Genomic DNA, 15,530 nt, shown 5'->3' with positions numbered 1-15,530 from the left:
CACTGCCAAAAACGAAGTGTGGGCCAGAAAAGCGAAGGGAAGAAGACCAAACTTCCAGCAGATTCAACGTGAAGCTGCACAGGAACTGGTCTCCGGGCCGGTGGTGCCGACCCGGAGTGTGGCGTCAGAGCGTCGCGCGAAGGCGCTTGGCGGCCGCCACCATGTTCTCCAGCGCCGGCTTCACCTCGTCCCATTTGCGGGTCTTGAGGCCGCAATCGGGATTGACCCAGATCTGGTCGGGCGACAGCCGCTCCCGCGCCTTCTCCAGCAGCGCCGTCATCTCGTCGGCGGACGGAACGCGCGGGGAGTGGATGTCGTAGATGCCCGGCCCGATCTCGTTGGGGTATTTGTAGTCGATGAAGGCGTCGAGCAGCTCCATCTGCGAGCGCGTGGTTTCGATGGAGATCACGTCGGCATCCATCGCCGCGATCGACGGCATGATGTCGTTGAACTCCGAGTAACACATATGGGTGTGGATCTGGGTGCCGGGCTTCACGCCCGACGCCGAGAGCCGGAACGACTGCACCGCCCAATCCAGATATGCGTCCCACTCGCCGCGGCGCAGCGGCAGGCCCTCGCGGATGGCCGGCTCGTCGATCTGGATGATGGCGATTCCGGCGCGCTCAAGGTCCACCACCTCGTCGCGGATGGCCAGCGCGATCTGGCGGCAGGTGTCGGCGCGCGGGATGTCGTCGCGGATGAAGGACCAGAACAGCATGGTGACGGGGCCGGTCAGCATGCCCTTCATGGGACGGCCGGTAAGGGACTGCGCGTAGCCCGACCACTCCACCGTCATCGGCTTCGGCCGCGAGACATCGCCGAAGATGATAGGCGGGCGCACATAGCGGGAGCCGAAGCTCTGCACCCAGCCATGCTGAGTGAAGGCGTAGCCCGAGAGCTGCTCGCCGAAATACTGCACCATGTCGTTGCGCTCGAACTCGCCATGGACCAGCACGTCCACGTCGATTACTTCCTGCCAGCGCACGGCCTCTTCGGTGGCCTTGCGCAGGAACGCCTTGTAGTCGGCGTCGGAGAGTTGGCCCTTGGTGTTCGCCGCGCGGGCCTTGCGGACTTCATCCGTCTGCGGGAACGAGCCGATTGTGGTGGTGGGGAATGCCGGCAGGCCGAACTCGGCACGCTGGATCGCGCGGCGCTCCGCGAATGGCGCGCGCTCGGCGTCCCCGGGCGTGACGGCGGCAAGGCGCGACTGCACCGCCGTGTCGTGGATCTTGGGCGAGATGCGGCGCGAGGCGGCGGCCAGCGACGAGGCTTCCAGCGCGTCCGCCACGGCGGAACGGCCGCTGTCGAGCGCGCGGCCGAGGATCGCCAGTTCCTCGATCTTCTGCACCGCGAAGGCCAGCCAGGACTTCACGTCCGGATCGAGCTTCGTCTCCTGCTCCAGATCGATGGGCACGTGGAGGAAGGAGCACGAGGCGGAGACGATGATGCCGTCCGCGCCGCGCGCATCGACCACCGGCTCCAGAAGGTCGAGCGTCTTCTCCAGATCGGCCCGCCACACATTGCGGCCGTCGATGACGCCGAGCGAGAGGGCAAGCTCCTTTGGTGCGGCGGCTAGCAATGTGTCGAGCTGCCCCGCGCCGCGCTTGAGATCGACATGCAGGCCGGCGACCGGGAGCGATACGGCGGTGGCGAGATTGTCGCCCAGATTGCCGAAATAGGTCGCAACAAGGATCTTCAGCGAGGGCACGGCCTTCGCCAATTCGGCATAGGCCGTCTTCAGCGCGGCGCGCTCGGGGTCGGTCAGGTCGAGCACGAGCACGGGCTCATCAATCTGCACCCAGTCGGCGCCCTCGGCGGCCAACTGGCGCAGCACCTCGGCATAGACCGGCAGGAGGCCCGGCAGCAGGGACAGCCTGGCGAAGCCGTGCTCACCGCTCTTGCCGAGCTTGAGGAACGTGACGGGACCGACCAGCACCGGGCGGGTGTGCACGCCCAGCGCCTTCGCCTCGCGGAACTCGCGGACAGCCTTGGAGGAGGCTAGCGCGAACTCCTGCCCGGGCGTGAACTCCGGCACGATGTAATGGTAGTTCGTGTCGAACCACTTGGTCATTTCCTGTGCCGGCAGGCCCTTGCCGCCATGGGAATGGCCGTGCTCGCACACCGTCGTGCCATGGGTGCCCCGCGCCATGGCGAAGTAGGTCTCGACAGGCACTTCGCCGCCGGTCCAGCCGTAGATCTTCGGCACGGCGCCGACCATCGCGGCGGTGTCGAGCACATGGTCGTAGAGCGAGAAATCGTTAGAGGGGATCGAGGTGGCCCCCAGCGCCTTCTGGCGCTGCCAGTTTGCGGCGCGCAGCCCCTGCGCCGTTTCGGCGAGTGCCTCCGGCGCTGTCTTGCCGGACCATGAGGCTTCGAGTGCGCTCTTCAGTTCGCGGCGCGGCCCGATGCGCGGAAAGCCAAGGCTGCTGACGGTAATCGACATTGTACCCACCCCAATCTGCTGTGGCGTGGGCATGGGATCGCGTGGCGCGGCGGGGCGGTCCGGCATGGATCGCCCGCGATGCGCAGAATACGCGATCCATCGTGCACCCCGCCGAGGACGTTCTATCTGGCCGGGGCAGGTCTCCTGGCTCGCGGGTCACGGCCCGTGGGTCCTGCCTTCCCGGTGCTTGCGCACCAGTGACGTGGATGGACCCGGGCTCGCCGCTCACAGTTGCGGGGGCAGCTCCGGCACCACACCGGATTCCCTCTTAGCCATGGACGAACGCCGCCCACGGAACCTCGACGGGTGCAGAGTGGCAGTTGGCTGCACATGAGTCAATAAGGATATGCAGATTTCTTTATGTAGAAAGCATGGGTGTAGTCATCCTCTGTGCCTCATCCTGAGCTTGTCGAAGGATGTCGAGTGCGTTCCAGCATCCTTCGACAAGCTCAGGATGAGGTGTCCCTGGTTGGGGCTGCAGTTGAAGTAGGGCTCTCTCGACCGTTTTTGGCGATCTTCCCCGGAACGTTACCGTCTGGTGGAGAGCCCCGTTCTATCCCCGCAGTCCACAGGCTGCTCCACGCGATGGACGCGCCATCTTGCCACCACATCTAGATCGCAGAACAGGTTGCCGCCCAAGCTGTTGTATCCCGGTGACATCGTGAATCTTCTGGGGATAGGTGCCTGTGAGTCCCGCAGTTAGGAGTCGCTAATCGTCTCGAATCGGAAGACGTTCAGGATCAGCCGAGCAGCCAGAACCGCTAAAGAGCGTGGATGTCTGCTCTCGTACACCTATATATGGGGTCTGCCGTGGGAATTAACGTCGATCTGGGCCGTGAGGGCTCTGCAACGCCGGTGCACGCCGTGAACACACCGAAGACCCCCCAGTCCGGCTCCGTGCCGACCTTCCACGTGATCCGCCGCAACGGCTCCGTGACGCCGTTCGACCAGTCCAAGATCGCCATCGCGGTCACCAAGGCCTTCCTCGCCGTCGAGGGCCAGCAGGCCGCCGGTTCGCGCCGCGTGCATGATTCCGTCGAGGCCGTCACCGAGCAGGTCGTCTCCGCGCTGACCCGCCGCGTCGATTCCGAGCGTGCGCTGCACATCGAGGACATCCAGGACCAGGTCGAGCTGGCGCTGATGCGCGGCGAGCACCAGAAGGTGGCCCGCGCCTATGTTCTCTACCGCGAGGAACGCGCCAAGGCGCGCCGCGAGGAGAAGGCCGCCGCCGTCGCGACTGCGCCCGCCGCGCCGTCGCTGCAGGTTCGCGCCCCCGACGGCACCCTGGCGCCGCTCGATGAGGTGCGCCTTAACGCCGTGGTCGCCGAGGCCGTGGCCGGGCTGGACGGCACCGCCGCCGAGCCGGTGCTCGCCGAGACCCGCCGCAACCTCTACAACGGCATCACGCAGGACGAGCTCGCGCTGGCGCTCATCATGTCGGCCCGCACGCTTGTCGAGCAGGAGCCGAACTACGCTTTCGTCTCCGCCCGCCTGCTGAACGACCGGCTGCGCCGCGAAGCCCTGACCTTCATCAACGGCCGCCCCACGCAGGCGACGCAGGCCGAGATGGCCGAAGGCTATGCCGAGTACTTCCAGGCCTATGTGAAGCGGGGCATCGAACTTGACCTGCTCGACACCGAGCTCGCCCGCTTCGACGTGAAGCGCATCGCCGCCGCCATCAAGCCGGAGCGGGACCTGCTGTTCCAGTTTCTTGGCCTGCAGACCCTGTACGACCGCTACTTCCTGCACTCGAACAATGTGCGCTTCGAGCTGCCGCAGGCCTTCTTCATGCGCGTCGCCATGGGTCTCGCCATCCGCGAGATCGACCGCGAGGCCAAGGCCATCGAGTTCTACAGCCTGATCTCGTCGTTCGACTTCATGTGCTCGACGCCGACGCTCTTCAACGCCGGCACGCAGCGCCCGCAGCTGTCGTCCTGCTTCCTGACCACCGTGCCGGACGATCTCGACGGCATCTTCAAGTCCATCAAGGACAACGCCCTGCTCGCCAAATATTCCGGCGGCCTCGGCAATGACTGGACGCGCGTTCGCGGCCTCGGCGCCCACATCAAGGGCACCAATGGCGAGAGCCAGGGCGTGGTGCCGTTCCTGAAGGTGGCCAACGACACCGCCATCGCGGTGAACCAGGGCGGCAAGCGCAAGGGCGCGGTCTGCGCCTATCTCGAGACCTGGCACATCGACCTCGAGGAATTCCTCGACCTGCGCAAGAACACGGGCGACGACCGCCGCCGCACGCACGACATGAACACCGCCAACTGGGTGCCGGACCTGTTCATGCAGCGCGTCGAGGCCGACGGCATCTGGACCCTGTTCTCGCCCGACGAGACCGCCGACCTGCATGATCTCACCGGCGCGAAGTTCGCCGAGCGCTACGCCCATTACGAGGAGAAGGCGCGCCGCGGCGAGATGAAGGTGCACAAGGAGGTGCGCGCCACCGATCTGTGGCGCCGCATGCTCACCATGGTGTTCGAGACCGGGCATCCGTGGATCACGTTCAAGGACCCCTGCAACCTGCGCTCGCCGCAGCAGCATGTCGGCGTGGTGCACTCGTCGAACCTCTGCACCGAGATCACGCTCAACACCTCCGACACGGAAGTCGCCGTCTGCAATCTCGGCTCGGTCAATCTGGCGGCCCATGTCGAGGGCGGCACGTTCGACCGCGAGCGTCTGGCGCGCACGGTGAAGACCGCGATGCGCATGCTCGACAACGTCATCGACATCAACTTCTACACGATCCCGGAAGCGCGCAATTCCAACCTCAAGCACCGTCCGGTCGGCCTCGGCCTGATGGGCTTCCAGGATGCCATCAACATCCTGCGCATCCCCTACGCCTCCAAGGAGGCGGTGGAGTTCGCCGACGAGAGCATGGAAGCCATCGCCTACAACGCGATCCAGGCCTCCGTGGACCTCGCCGCCGAGCGTGGCCGCTATCCCAGCTTCGAGGGCTCGCTGTGGTCGCGGGGCATCCTGCCGCTCGATAGCATCAAGCTGCTGGACGAGGCGCGCGGCGTGACCGTGCAGATGGACCGATCCTCGCGTCTCGACTGGGACAGCCTGCGCCAGCGTGTCGTCACCACCGGCATGCGCAATTCCAACACCATGGCGATCGCCCCCACGGCGACGATCTCCAACATCTGCGGCGTGGCCCAGTCCATCGAGCCCGCCTACCAGAACCTCTATGTGAAATCGAACATGTCGGGCGATTTCACGGTGGTGAACGAGCATCTGGTGCGTGACCTCAAGGCCCGTGGCCTGTGGGACGCGGTGATGGTGTCGGACCTGAAATATTTCGACGGTTCGCTGGGCGCCATCGACCGCGTGCCGGACGAGATCAAGGCCGTCTACGCCACCGCGTTCGAGATTGACTCGTCCTGGCTGATCGAGGCGGCGTCCCGTCGCCAGAAGTGGATCGACCAGGCGCAGTCGCTCAACATCTACATCGCCAATCCCAACGGCAAGAAGCTCGACCAGCTCTACCGCCTGGCTTGGACGCTCGGGCTGAAGACCACCTACTACCTGCGCTCGCGCTCCGCGACGCATGTCGAGAAGTCCACGCTGAAGGGCACCGACGGCAAGCTGAACGCCGTCTCGGCGGGAACGGTGGCCGCGGCCCCCGAGTTCATCAATGTGCCGAATGCGTGCTCGATCGAAGACCCGACCTGCGAGGCCTGCCAGTAAGGCCCTCGCCAGCGGCGCCGGGTGAGCCGGCGCCGCCCCGATTGTTCAAGTGACGTCTCCGTGCGGCCCGGCCCCGGAGATCCCAAGGAAGAAGACGATGCTCGACTGGTCCGACACCACGCCCAACGCCCCCGCCAAGCAGCCGACCCATGCCGCCGTGCATGAGCCGGAGGCGGAAGCCGGCGACGCCACCGGCCTCGGCGAGATCGACCGCTCGGGCGGCCGCGTCTCCGTCGACGACAAGCGCATGATCAATTGCCGCGCCGACGTGAACCAGCTCCTGCCGCTGAAGTACAAATGGGCGTGGGAGAAGTACCTCTCCGGCTGCAACAATCACTGGATGCCCACCGAGGTCTCCATGCAGGCCGACATCGCGCTGTGGAAGTCGCGCGACGGCCTGTCGGAGGACGAGCGCCACGCCATCAAGCGCAATCTCGGCTTCTTCGCGGCCTCGGAATCGCTCGTTGCCAACAACATCGTGCTGGCCATCTACCGCCACCTGACGAACCCGGAATGCCGGCAGTACCTGCTGCGCCAGGCCTTCGAGGAGGCGGTGCACACCCACACCTTCCAGTACATCGTGGAAAGCCTCGGCCTCGACGAGGGCGAGCTGTTCAACATGTACCGCGAAGTGCCCAGCATCACCGAAAAGGCCGCCTGGGCGCTGAAGCACACGCAGGGCCTGGACGATCCCGACTTCGCGACCGGCACCCCCGAGAACGACCAGCAGTTCCTGAAGGACCTCGTGGCGTTCTACGTCGTGTTCGAGGGCATGTGGTTCTACACGGGCTTCGCGCAGATCCTCTCGCTCGGCCGGCGCAACAAGATGGTCGGCATCGCCGAGCAATACCAGTACATCCTGCGCGACGAGTCGATTCACCTGAACTTCGGCATCGACGTCATCAACCAGATCAAGATCGAAAACCCGCACCTCTGGACGAAGAGCTTCCAGGAAGAGCTGCGCGCCATGATCAAGGAAGCGGCCGAGCTGGAGGCAGCCTATGGCCGGGACACCATGCCCCGCGGCTTCCTCGGCCTGAACGCGGCTCTGTGCGAGCAGTACATGCACTTCATCGCCAACCGCCGCTGCGCCCAGATCGGCCTCGCCCCGGTATTCCCGGAAGCCGAGAACCCGTTCCCGTGGATGAGCGAAGCCATGGACCTCAAGAAGGAGAAGAACTTCTTCGAGACCCGGGTGATCGAGTACCAGAACGGCGGCGCGCTGAGCTGGGAGTGATGGAGGCACGAGAGTTCTTGGCAGTGAGGGCCTGAGACAAATCTCTAATCTTAGACATCGGGAGGGCTGCGCTTAATGGACATGGGAGCAATCGCTGGAGCCATTGGTTCGCTGAAGACGGCCTCCGAGATGGCCAAGGCAGTTATGGACCTACGAGACGCTTCGGCAATCCAGTCCAAGGTTATAGATTTGCAGAGCGTGATTGTTGCTGCACAAAGTAGCGCTCTCTCCGCCCAATCTGATCAGTTTACGCTGATGCATCAGTTACGCGGGCTGCAGAGCAAACTCGAACAACTTGAGGGTTGGGACGCGACGAAGAGGCGTTACCTCCTGAAGGACTACGGCGGCGCCACTTTCGCTTACGAACTAAGGGCGAACGCCGCTGAAGGTGAGCCTATCCACCGCATATGTCCTGCCTGTTATGAGAAGAAAATCAGGTCGGTCCTTCAATTCAGCTACAATGCCTCAGGCCGAGATACTTACGACTGTCACAGTTGCGGCAAGAAAATGAACTTCGGCATTGAGCAGATTGATTGGTCTCCGCGAAATAAGGCAGAGTACTTCTGATCATCGGTTGGCATCCGTAACTTCAGATCGTCTCGTTGCGCCGTAGAGCCGAGGCACCATGTTGAATCCCGCCATCCACCACAAGTCCCGTTCCCGTGATCTCCCGGGCGGTCGGGCTCGCCAGAAACGCAACGGCTGCCGCCACGTCGTCGGCGTGCCGTAATGGCCGAGCGGGTCCTAGCGCGCAAATTGTCCGCATTGGCGCCGTCCGCCGGGTTCATGTCGGTGTCGGTCGCGCCGGGATGGACGAGGTTCACGGTGATGCCGCTTGGGCCAAGTTCGCGGGCGAGGCCGCGCGTGAGGGCCAGAAGCGCCGACTTCGTTAAACGGCCTCATCCTGAGCTCGTCGAAGGATGGCCCCAGGCACAGTCCTCCAGCATCCTTCGACAAGCTCAGGATGAGGTTCGGGGGAGGCGGCGTTTCTGCGGGCGGGAGGAACTACCCTCCGTGCCGTCATCCTCCGGTTTGACCGGAGGATTCACCACGGCGGCTCATTGGTCCTCCGGTCAAGCCGGAGGACGACGCCACTGTCAGGCAGATCTGCCTCAGACCCTACGCATTAATCCCGCCATCCACCACAAGCCCCGTCCCCGTGATCTGGCGCGCAGCCGGGCTCGCGAGAAACGCGACGGCGGCGGCCACGTCGTCCGGCGTGCCGTAGCGGCCGAGCGGGGTCATGGCGCGCAGATTGTCCGCATTGGCGCCGTCGGCGGGGTTCATGTCGGTGTCGGTCGCGCCGGGATGGACGAGATTCACCGTGATGCCGCGCGGGCCGAGTTCGCGGGCTAGGCCGCGCGTGAAGGCCAGCAGCGCCGACTTGGTCATGGAATAGACCGTGACGCCCGGAATGGCGACGCGCTCGGCCAGGCAGGAGCCGATGGAGACGATGCGGCCGCCCTCGCCGAGATGCGGGATCGCCGCCTGCGAGGCCAGCACCACGGAGCGGACATTGACGTTGAGCAAGGCGTCGATGTCGGCCAGCGCCATTTCCTCGACCAGCCCGTAGCCCGCAATGCCGGCATTGTTGACGAGGATGTCCAGCCCGCCGAGCTGCGCCACCGCCTCTTCCACCGAGCGCTTCACCGCTGCGGGATCGGCGCTGTCCGCCTGGATCGCGAAGCCGCAGCGACCGCCGGCCTCGATGCCGCGCACCACCTCCGCCGCCTTCTCCGCCGAGTTCTGATAGGTGATGGCGACATCCGCGCCCATCTCCGCCAGATGCCTCGCGATGGCGGCACCGATGCCGCGCGATGCGCCGGTGACCAGCGCCTTCTTACCTGACAAATCGCTCATGTCCTGCTCCATTTATGCAGTGATCGTTCCAGAAGTGGTAAGCGCATTGCCGAGGGCGGTCAACGGATTTATATAATGATCGATGCCGAAATCTTCTTCCCCCTCTGAACAAGCATCAACGGCACCCTGCCGTGGCCGACCGCGCGCGTTCGACCGCGACAGCGCGCTGGGGATCGCGATGCGCGTGTTCTGGCGAAAGGGCTATTCGGCCACCTCGATTTCAGATCTCACGGAAGCCATCGGCATCGGCTCGACCAGCCTCTACGCCGCCTTCGGCTCCAAGGACGCACTCTATGCGGAGGCCCTGCAGCACTACGCCTGCCAGCACGCGCCGAAGATCTGGTCCGGCTTCGCGTCGGCCAAGACGGCGCGCGGTGCGGTGGAGGCGCTGCTGTCGGATTCCGCGGCCGTTCTCGGCAAGGGAGCCGACGATCCTGCCGGCTGCATGGTGGCGCTGTCGGCCGCCGGCGATGAGGGCAATGCCGAGCTTGGCGCAAAGGTGCGCGCCGCGCGCGACGAGGGCCTCGGGGTGCTGCGGGAGCGCCTGACGAAAGCGCCCCCGGAGGAATTGCCCGCCGGGATCACGCCCGATGCGCTGGCCCGATACGTCATGGCGGTGCAGGGCGGCATGTCCCTGCAGGCCCGCGATGGCGCCGGCAAGGCGGAGCTCCAGGCCATCGCCGACGCTGCGATGGCCCTTTGGGATTGCGGCGCGAAGGGCGGCGGCGACGCTTAAGCCGGCTGCCCGCCCGCGAGGAAGGCGTCCAGCCCCTCGAAGCTGCCGTTCCAGCCAGCCGTCATGCCGCTCATTCCGGCGATGAAGGTGGCGCGTTCCTCTTCGGTTGGGTTCAGCGGCACCCATTCCAGCGACAGCAGCGTGCTCTCGCCGCGCTCCTCGAAGGTCACGGTGGTCAGCATCTCCAGCGGCCAGGTGTCGGCGAAGGGCGCGCGGGCCACATTGCCGTTCTCGTCCGCGAACGAATTCACCCAGACGAGGCGGGACGGCTCCTCCACCTCGGGGTAGACCGACTTGCCGTAGCTCGGCGGGAAGCCCTCTCCCTGCATGCTGTAATGGTTGAAGCCGCCGGGCCGCATGTCGAAGGTGTGGAAGCGGCAGGTCACGCCCTTGGGGCCGGACCATTGCGCCAGCTGATCCTGTTTGGTGAAGGCGTCCCACACCCGCTGCCGGGGTGCGGCGAAGACGCGGCTGATGCGGAAGATGGCTTCGTTCCCGGTGTCCACTGCGTCGGTCATGGCGTCTCCGTCCCCTTGTCGGTGTTGCTCTTGAGAAAGGCGTCGAGCCGGTCGAAGCTCTCCGCCCAGTGGTCGTGAACCGCGTTCATCCACTCGGCGACATCGTCCAGCGCCTCGATCTTCAACCGGCGCGGCCGCCTCTGAGCGGACTGGCCGGCTTCGATCAGCCCCGCGTGTTCCAGCACCTTCAGGTGCTTGGAAATGGCCGGTTGGCTGAGTGCGAAAGGCTCGCACAATTCCTGTACGCTGGCCTCCCCCCGCGCCAGCCGCGCAAGGATGGCGCGCCGGGTGGGATCGGCGAGGGCGGCGAATTTTATATCCAGGCGGCTATATTCCATATCCGAATATAACCGGAAAGAAATATGAAGGTCAATGTGGGCCGCAGCGATCGAGGTGAACCGTATGCACGGTCGCTGCATGATTGAAGGCGACGGAACACAGGTCTTGCAGCGCGCGCCCAGAGACTTCCCGGTGTATACCCAAAGTTGTTAGTACAACCTTGCACTCAAATAAAAGTTGCATAAAATCTTAAGGTTTGCTTAACCTCCGGCGGCTGAGAGCTCATCCGAGCCAGCCGAGGAGGGGATTGAAATGGCACTCGTCAATGGAACGCCTGCGGGCGAGGAAATCTGGGGCAAAGCTGGTGAGGACACGAAGCTGGACGCCAAGCAGGGCGACGATCATCTGATCGGCTCGAACGGCAATGATCTCCTCATCGGCGGTCAAGGCGATGACGTCCTTTTCGGTGGCCTCGGCAAGGACACCTTCGAGTTCGGCAAGAACGCCAACGATGGTGATGTCGATTATATCGATGACTTCAAGTTCGAGACAGGCGGCGGCGGCGACCTCCTCAAGTTCCAGAACGGCGTCAAGATCGTCGGCTACGAAGCCACTCTGGACGGGCCCCAGAACGTCCGCGGGATCGACCTGCACAATGATGCCAAGGCCTTCGACGTGATGCTGACTCTTCAGTGGGAAGACAAAGGCCAGATTTTTACGCAAAGCGTATATCTTATTGATGCGCTGAAGAACACGAGCTGGCAGGAAGACCAGTTCCTCCAGTATCTCGAAAACACCGGCGCGTTGGATCTTCAAGCCGCCTGATATCGCGGCTTGCCATGAGAACAAGTTAACGAACCGGCCGAGATCTTCTCAGGCCGGTTCTCTTGTTAAGCATGGGAGCTTCGCAGAGAAAGCAAGTTTTCACGAATGGTGGCGTACAATCCTGTCCCTATTGTGCCGACATCAAACCCGTTCTCATCCTCAATTATTTCCTGGGCCGTTCCTGCGGCGAGCGACCCTTAGATAGCCTGCGGCACCCGCAATCTCCCAGTACAGGCTCGCGGGGCGATCCAAGACGCGCCTTGGAAGCCCCCTCCATCCCCGCAGCCTTGGCCCAACTCCCCGGCCCTTCACCAGCATTTTCATGTGATAGGCGCCGCGCCCGTAATCATAGGCGCGGTGAAGCTTCTCCACATCCGCGGCCTTGCGGCCATGATGATGCCAGACCACGAGTTCGGGCGCATACCTGCCGGCATAGCCCGCGAGACTGGCCCGCGCCGCGGCGTCGCAGTCTTCCGCCGGGAAGTAGGACCCGCTTCCGAAATCCTCGTCGAAACCACCGATCCGCTCCAGCGCCTCGCGCGTGAACACCATGTTGGCGCCCTTCACCGCGCCGGGCGCGATGTAGCAGCCCGGCGGGAAGAGCACCGGGGTGCAGGATTCGTTGATGGTGACGGGGAAGTCGTCGGGATCGAAGAGGCGAACACGCCCGGTGGCGTAGCCCAGCCCATCCTCCCGGAACAGGCGCCGCACCGCGTCGAGCAGATCGGGATCCGGATAGCAGTCGTCATCGGTGAAGGCGACGATGCGGCCGCTGCTGGCGCGCACCCCGGCATTGCGGGCCGTGCTGAGCCCAGGACGCTCTTCCCGGACATAGATCACCGGGAACGGCGCGCGGTCCGCGAAAGCGGCGATGACGGCCGGCGTTTCGTCGCTGGAGCCATTATCTACCACCACCACATTGCAATCTGTGGTAGAGTGCAACTCGCCTACACGGTCGAGACACTTGCCGATAGATGCGGCTCGGTTCCGAGTGCATATGACCAGTGAGATGTTCATGACCTGCTGACCATATGATGATCGACCGGATGACGATGAACATGCCGATCCACAGATCAGACGTTATATGCTCACTCCAGCAGAGGCTACTGGAAACAGTGACGCCTCTTGCAGATCCGGGTGCCGGATATGCACTTCTCGACTTCCCCAACTATCCGAATGTCGGCGACAGTCTTATCTGGCTCGGCGCCGTCAAGTCTCTGAATGCCCTTTCAGGTTGCACTCCATCCTATGTCTGTACCCGGGACGGCTTCGATCCCGAGGCGCTTCGGCGGTTCTGCCCGAGCGGGCCGATTTATCTGAGCGGCGGCGGGAATTTCGGCGACATTTGGCCGAAGTTCCAGAACTTCCGGCGGCTGGTTCTGGAGGCCTTCCCGGACCGGCGCGTGATCCAGCTGCCGCAAAGCATGCATTTCAGGTCGCCCGCCAACATGGCCGCGACGAAGCGCATGATCGAGCAGCACGGCAATTTCGTGCTGCTGGTCCGTGACCGGGAGAGCCTGGACCTCGCGCGCCAGAGCTTCCGGTGCGAAAGCCATCTGTGCCCGGACATGGCCTTCGCGCTGGGCCCTCAAGCCGTGGGGGCCTGGACCCACCAAGCTGTTTTTCTGCTGCGCACCGACATCGAGCGCGGCGAGGGGAGGGGTCAGGTCGATCCCGAACTGAAGGGCGTGTTGGTCACGGACTGGCTGGACGATGGCCCTGATACCCGCCTGTTGAACCGCACGGCCCTTCCGCTCGCACGCCGCGCCGCGTTGGTTCTCCCGTCCCAGCAGCCGGTGTGCGCAGCCTTCGGGGCACTTGCGCGGTCGCGCATGTCGCGGGGCAAGGCCTTGCTTGGCAGCGGTCGCTCCGTCGTGACCGATCGCCTGCACGCCCACATCCTCTCGCTGCTGATCGGCCGCCCGCAATTCGTCATCGACAATGCCAACGGCAAGGTGGCGCGCTTCGTGCGCGACTGGACGGCCGAGGCGGAGGGTGTCGAGATGGTTTCGTCCGTCGAGGCTGCCTGCCGACTGCTGGCGGACGCCGGCTCTCCTGTCGCTCCCATATGGGTGGCGGCGGAATGAAGCCGGCCTTCCGCATCATCAGCCTGCCGGGTTCCGATGAACGCCGCCGGGCAATGGCCCGGCAGATGGAGCAGATCGGCGCGGACTGGCAGTTCTTCGACGCGCGGCGCGATGCGCCGGAAAGGCTGCGCTACCGGCCCCAGATGGCGCGCTGGATGCGCGGGCGCGAGCTGACGCCGGGAGAGTTGGGCTGCTTTGCGAGCCATGTCGCGGTCTGGCGCGGACTTCTGGAGACGCCGGGGCTCGACGGCCTCTGCGTGTTCGAGGACGACCTGCTGATCGATCCCACATTCTTCGGGCGCATGGCCGAATTCGTGCGGGAGTGCCCGCTCGGCTATGTGCGCTTCTACGGAAAGCTGCCGGTCCCCACCACCCGGATTTGCGACACCATAGGGCGGCGGCAGATCGTTTATTTCGAACGTCCCGTCTACGGCACCCAGGCCTACTGGATCACGCGTCCGATGGCGGAGCGGTTCCTGGCCTCGATCCCGGAGGTGGTGCGGCCCATCGATGACGAGATGGACCGCTGCTGGGCCCATGGCGTGCCGAGCGCAGGCGTCTTTCCCTACCCGGTCATCGAGGTGGATTTCGGCTCCACGATCGAGGGCGCTCGCCGCAGCCTGCCGGCCCTGTCGCCCGGTGACGCCCTGCACCGGCAATATCACCGAGCCATCGAGAAGGTGCGCCGCGTCTCGTATTACGGGCGTGTTGCCACGCTTGGGCGCCGCCCGCTTGGTCCTCTCCTGCCTGCCCCTCTGGAGGTAAGCGCATGACCGGATTTCCACTTCGCACCCTGCTCGTCATTCTGTGCCTGTGTGTCTCGGCGCAGCCGGGACGTGCTCTCGATCTCGTGGGCGTCAACCAGTCGGGCGCCGAGTTCGGCCGGGTCAATGCAGGCCTGCCCGGCGCGCCTTACGGCCGGCCCGGCCGCGATTATGTGTGGCCGAGCGACGGCGTGATCCGGGACTGGGCGGCGGCGGGCGCCCGCGTCATACGCGTTCCCCTCCGGTGGGAGCGCGTTCAGCCCGTACTTCGCGGACCGGTGGACACGGCGGAACTGAGGCGGATAGTGAACACCGCCAGCGCTGCCGGCCTGTCCACGATCCTCGATCTGCACAACTACGGGAACCGCTGGGTGGAGGTGGACGGCGTCTTGAAGCAGGCGCAGATCGACGGCCCGTCCGCGCTCGTGACCCGCGCCGACTACGCGGATCTATGGCGCAAGCTCGCCCAGGCATTTGCCGGCGACGAGCGCGTGCACTTCGACCTCATGAACGAGCCGCATGACCTGAAGTCGGCGGACGGAGCGACGGAGGCGGTGCAACTGGCGCGCATCTACCAGGCGGCCGTGGATGCCATCCGTGCCGCAGGAGCCGGCAATGTCATCCACATCGAGCCGCCTCGGTATGCCAAGGCGTCGGCGCTGGTCGGCTCGTTCTCGGAAGCGGCACTCACCATCAGGGACCCGCGCAATGCCCTGGTGTTCCATGTGCATCAATATCTCGATCCGGATGAAAGCGGGCGGCATGCCGTGCTGGCCGGCGGGGATCACGAACTTGGCGTTAAGCGTCTGGCACCAGTGACGGAGTGGGCGCGCAAGAACGGCAAGAGGTTGTTCCTGGGTGAGTTCGGACTGCCGGCGGGGGGAGATCCGGACCTGCTGGAGGCCAGCCGCCGCATGCTTACCTTCATCCACGCCAGTGATGATGTGTGGGCTGGCTGGACGGCGTGGGGCGCGGGCTCCCTGTGGAAATCCGACTACCCCTTCCGCCTCAACCCTGCGGATACGGCTTCGCCCTCATTGCAACTTATGCGTGATTTCTTCGCCAAATAGGTTATACAGGTTGCA

At 64.6% G+C, this 15,530-nt stretch carries 13 protein-coding genes, 1 pseudogene and 1 riboswitch; of the genes and pseudogenes, 8 read left to right on the top strand and 6 right to left on the bottom strand.

The window, feature by feature from the left end; all coding sequences use genetic code 11:
* Nucleotides 1-124: 124 nt before the first annotated feature.
* On the bottom strand, nt 125-2,443 hold the full coding sequence (gene metE, locus SCD90_RS02950) for a 5-methyltetrahydropteroyltriglutamate--homocysteine S-methyltransferase (protein ID WP_319843121.1): 2,319 nt from the start codon (nt 2,441-2,443) through the stop codon (nt 125-127).
* A 117-nt stretch (nt 2,444-2,560) separates the two neighbouring features.
* A riboswitch (cobalamin riboswitch) is annotated at nt 2,561-2,760 on the bottom strand.
* Between the two features lie 481 nt (nt 2,761-3,241).
* Between metE and SCD90_RS02945 the strand changes: the two genes are divergently transcribed.
* The 3 genes from SCD90_RS02945 (at nt 3,242) to SCD90_RS02935 (ending at nt 7,943) form a co-directional block, all read left to right on the top strand.
* Nucleotides 3,242-6,139 (top strand): ribonucleoside-diphosphate reductase subunit alpha, encoded by a 2,898-nt coding sequence (locus SCD90_RS02945; RefSeq protein ID WP_425265633.1) that lies wholly within the window; start codon nt 3,242-3,244, stop codon nt 6,137-6,139.
* A 97-nt stretch (nt 6,140-6,236) separates the two neighbouring features.
* Nucleotides 6,237-7,376: a ribonucleotide-diphosphate reductase subunit beta gene (locus SCD90_RS02940; RefSeq protein ID WP_319843119.1), complete on the top strand. Its 1,140-nt coding sequence runs from the start codon at nt 6,237-6,239 to the stop codon at nt 7,374-7,376.
* A gap of 75 nt (nt 7,377-7,451) precedes the next feature.
* Complete coding sequence (locus SCD90_RS02935; RefSeq protein ID WP_319843118.1) at nt 7,452-7,943, top strand: hypothetical protein; 492 nt, start codon at nt 7,452-7,454, stop codon at nt 7,941-7,943.
* Nucleotides 7,944-7,965: 22 nt separating this feature from the next.
* On the opposite strand, the pseudogene SCD90_RS02930 reads toward SCD90_RS02935, so the two are convergent.
* Together SCD90_RS02930 and SCD90_RS02925 are read right to left on the bottom strand one after the other, a co-directional pair.
* A pseudogene (locus SCD90_RS02930) lies at nt 7,966-8,251 on the bottom strand (SDR family oxidoreductase).
* A gap of 244 nt (nt 8,252-8,495) precedes the next feature.
* Nucleotides 8,496-9,236 (bottom strand): SDR family NAD(P)-dependent oxidoreductase, encoded by a 741-nt coding sequence (locus SCD90_RS02925; RefSeq protein ID WP_319843117.1) that lies wholly within the window; start codon nt 9,234-9,236, stop codon nt 8,496-8,498.
* Nucleotides 9,237-9,318: 82 nt separating this feature from the next.
* Here SCD90_RS02925 and SCD90_RS02920 point away from each other — a divergent pair, with 82 nt between their 5' ends.
* Entirely contained in the window at nt 9,319-9,972 is a 654-nt protein-coding gene (locus tag SCD90_RS02920) for a TetR/AcrR family transcriptional regulator (RefSeq protein WP_319843116.1), read from the top strand.
* Here SCD90_RS02920 and SCD90_RS02915 read toward each other — a convergent pair.
* A complete protein-coding gene (locus tag SCD90_RS02915; protein ID WP_319843115.1) occupies nt 9,969-10,490 on the bottom strand; it encodes an SRPBCC family protein in 522 nt (173 codons plus the stop codon). The genes SCD90_RS02920 and SCD90_RS02915 overlap by 4 nt on opposite strands.
* On the bottom strand, nt 10,487-10,828 hold the full coding sequence (locus SCD90_RS02910; RefSeq protein WP_319843114.1) for an ArsR/SmtB family transcription factor: 342 nt from the start codon (nt 10,826-10,828) through the stop codon (nt 10,487-10,489). The genes SCD90_RS02915 and SCD90_RS02910 overlap by 4 nt, the downstream gene beginning before the upstream one ends.
* A gap of 253 nt (nt 10,829-11,081) precedes the next feature.
* On the opposite strand from SCD90_RS02910, the gene SCD90_RS02905 reads away from it, so the two are divergent.
* A complete protein-coding gene (locus SCD90_RS02905; RefSeq protein WP_319843113.1) occupies nt 11,082-11,594 on the top strand; it encodes a calcium-binding protein in 513 nt (170 codons plus the stop codon).
* Between the two features lie 159 nt (nt 11,595-11,753).
* Here the strand turns inward: SCD90_RS02905 and SCD90_RS02900 are convergent, their stop codons facing one another.
* Nucleotides 11,754-12,611: a glycosyltransferase family 2 protein gene (locus SCD90_RS02900; RefSeq protein ID WP_319843112.1), complete on the bottom strand. Its 858-nt coding sequence runs from the start codon at nt 12,609-12,611 to the stop codon at nt 11,754-11,756.
* A gap of 98 nt (nt 12,612-12,709) precedes the next feature.
* Here SCD90_RS02900 and SCD90_RS02895 point away from each other — a divergent pair, with 98 nt between their 5' ends.
* Genes SCD90_RS02895 through SCD90_RS02885 form a run of 3 tightly spaced genes read left to right on the top strand, consistent with a single transcriptional unit; the run spans nt 12,710 to nt 15,515 of the window.
* Nucleotides 12,710-13,681, top strand: coding sequence for a polysaccharide pyruvyl transferase family protein (locus tag SCD90_RS02895; protein WP_319843111.1), 972 nt, complete (start codon nt 12,710-12,712; stop codon nt 13,679-13,681).
* A complete protein-coding gene (locus SCD90_RS02890; protein ID WP_319843110.1) occupies nt 13,678-14,454 on the top strand; it encodes a glycosyltransferase family 25 protein in 777 nt (258 codons plus the stop codon). The genes SCD90_RS02895 and SCD90_RS02890 overlap by 4 nt, the downstream gene beginning before the upstream one ends.
* Complete coding sequence (locus SCD90_RS02885; protein ID WP_319843109.1) at nt 14,451-15,515, top strand: glycoside hydrolase family 5 protein; 1,065 nt, start codon at nt 14,451-14,453, stop codon at nt 15,513-15,515. The genes SCD90_RS02890 and SCD90_RS02885 overlap by 4 nt, the downstream gene beginning before the upstream one ends.
* The last annotated feature ends 15 nt before the right edge of the window (nt 15,516-15,530 follow it).

The sequence above is a fragment of the Terrihabitans rhizophilus genome (assembly GCF_033898525.1).
Taxonomy (GTDB): Bacteria; Pseudomonadota; Alphaproteobacteria; order Rhizobiales; family Methylopilaceae; genus Flaviflagellibacter; species Flaviflagellibacter rhizophilus.
The sequence above is the reverse complement of the archived record's forward strand: the minus strand, read 5'-3'. Positions and strand labels throughout refer to the sequence as shown.

Bases quoted from the DNA above. Each gene is read 5' to 3' on its own strand.
- SCD90_RS02890 (WP_319843110.1), top strand. From the start codon at position 13,678: ATGAAGCCGGCCTTCCGCATCATCAGCCTGCCGGGTTCCGATGAACGC.
- SCD90_RS02940 (WP_319843119.1), top strand. From the start codon at position 6,237: ATGCTCGACTGGTCCGACACCACGCCCAACGCCCCCGCCAAGCAGCCG.
- SCD90_RS02885 (WP_319843109.1), top strand. From the start codon at position 14,451: ATGACCGGATTTCCACTTCGCACCCTGCTCGTCATTCTGTGCCTGTGT.
- SCD90_RS02910 (WP_319843114.1), bottom strand. From the start codon at position 10,828: ATGGAATATAGCCGCCTGGATATAAAATTCGCCGCCCTCGCCGATCCC.
- SCD90_RS02935 (WP_319843118.1), top strand. From the start codon at position 7,452: ATGGACATGGGAGCAATCGCTGGAGCCATTGGTTCGCTGAAGACGGCC.
- SCD90_RS02920 (WP_319843116.1), top strand. From the start codon at position 9,319: ATGCCGAAATCTTCTTCCCCCTCTGAACAAGCATCAACGGCACCCTGC.
- SCD90_RS02905 (WP_319843113.1), top strand. From the start codon at position 11,082: ATGGCACTCGTCAATGGAACGCCTGCGGGCGAGGAAATCTGGGGCAAA.
- SCD90_RS02915 (WP_319843115.1), bottom strand. From the start codon at position 10,490: ATGACCGACGCAGTGGACACCGGGAACGAAGCCATCTTCCGCATCAGC.
- SCD90_RS02945 (WP_425265633.1), top strand. From the start codon at position 3,242: ATGGGGTCTGCCGTGGGAATTAACGTCGATCTGGGCCGTGAGGGCTCT.
- SCD90_RS02925 (WP_319843117.1), bottom strand. From the start codon at position 9,236: ATGAGCGATTTGTCAGGTAAGAAGGCGCTGGTCACCGGCGCATCGCGC.
- metE (WP_319843121.1), bottom strand. From the start codon at position 2,443: ATGTCGATTACCGTCAGCAGCCTTGGCTTTCCGCGCATCGGGCCGCGC.
- SCD90_RS02900 (WP_319843112.1), bottom strand. From the start codon at position 12,611: ATGAACATCTCACTGGTCATATGCACTCGGAACCGAGCCGCATCTATC.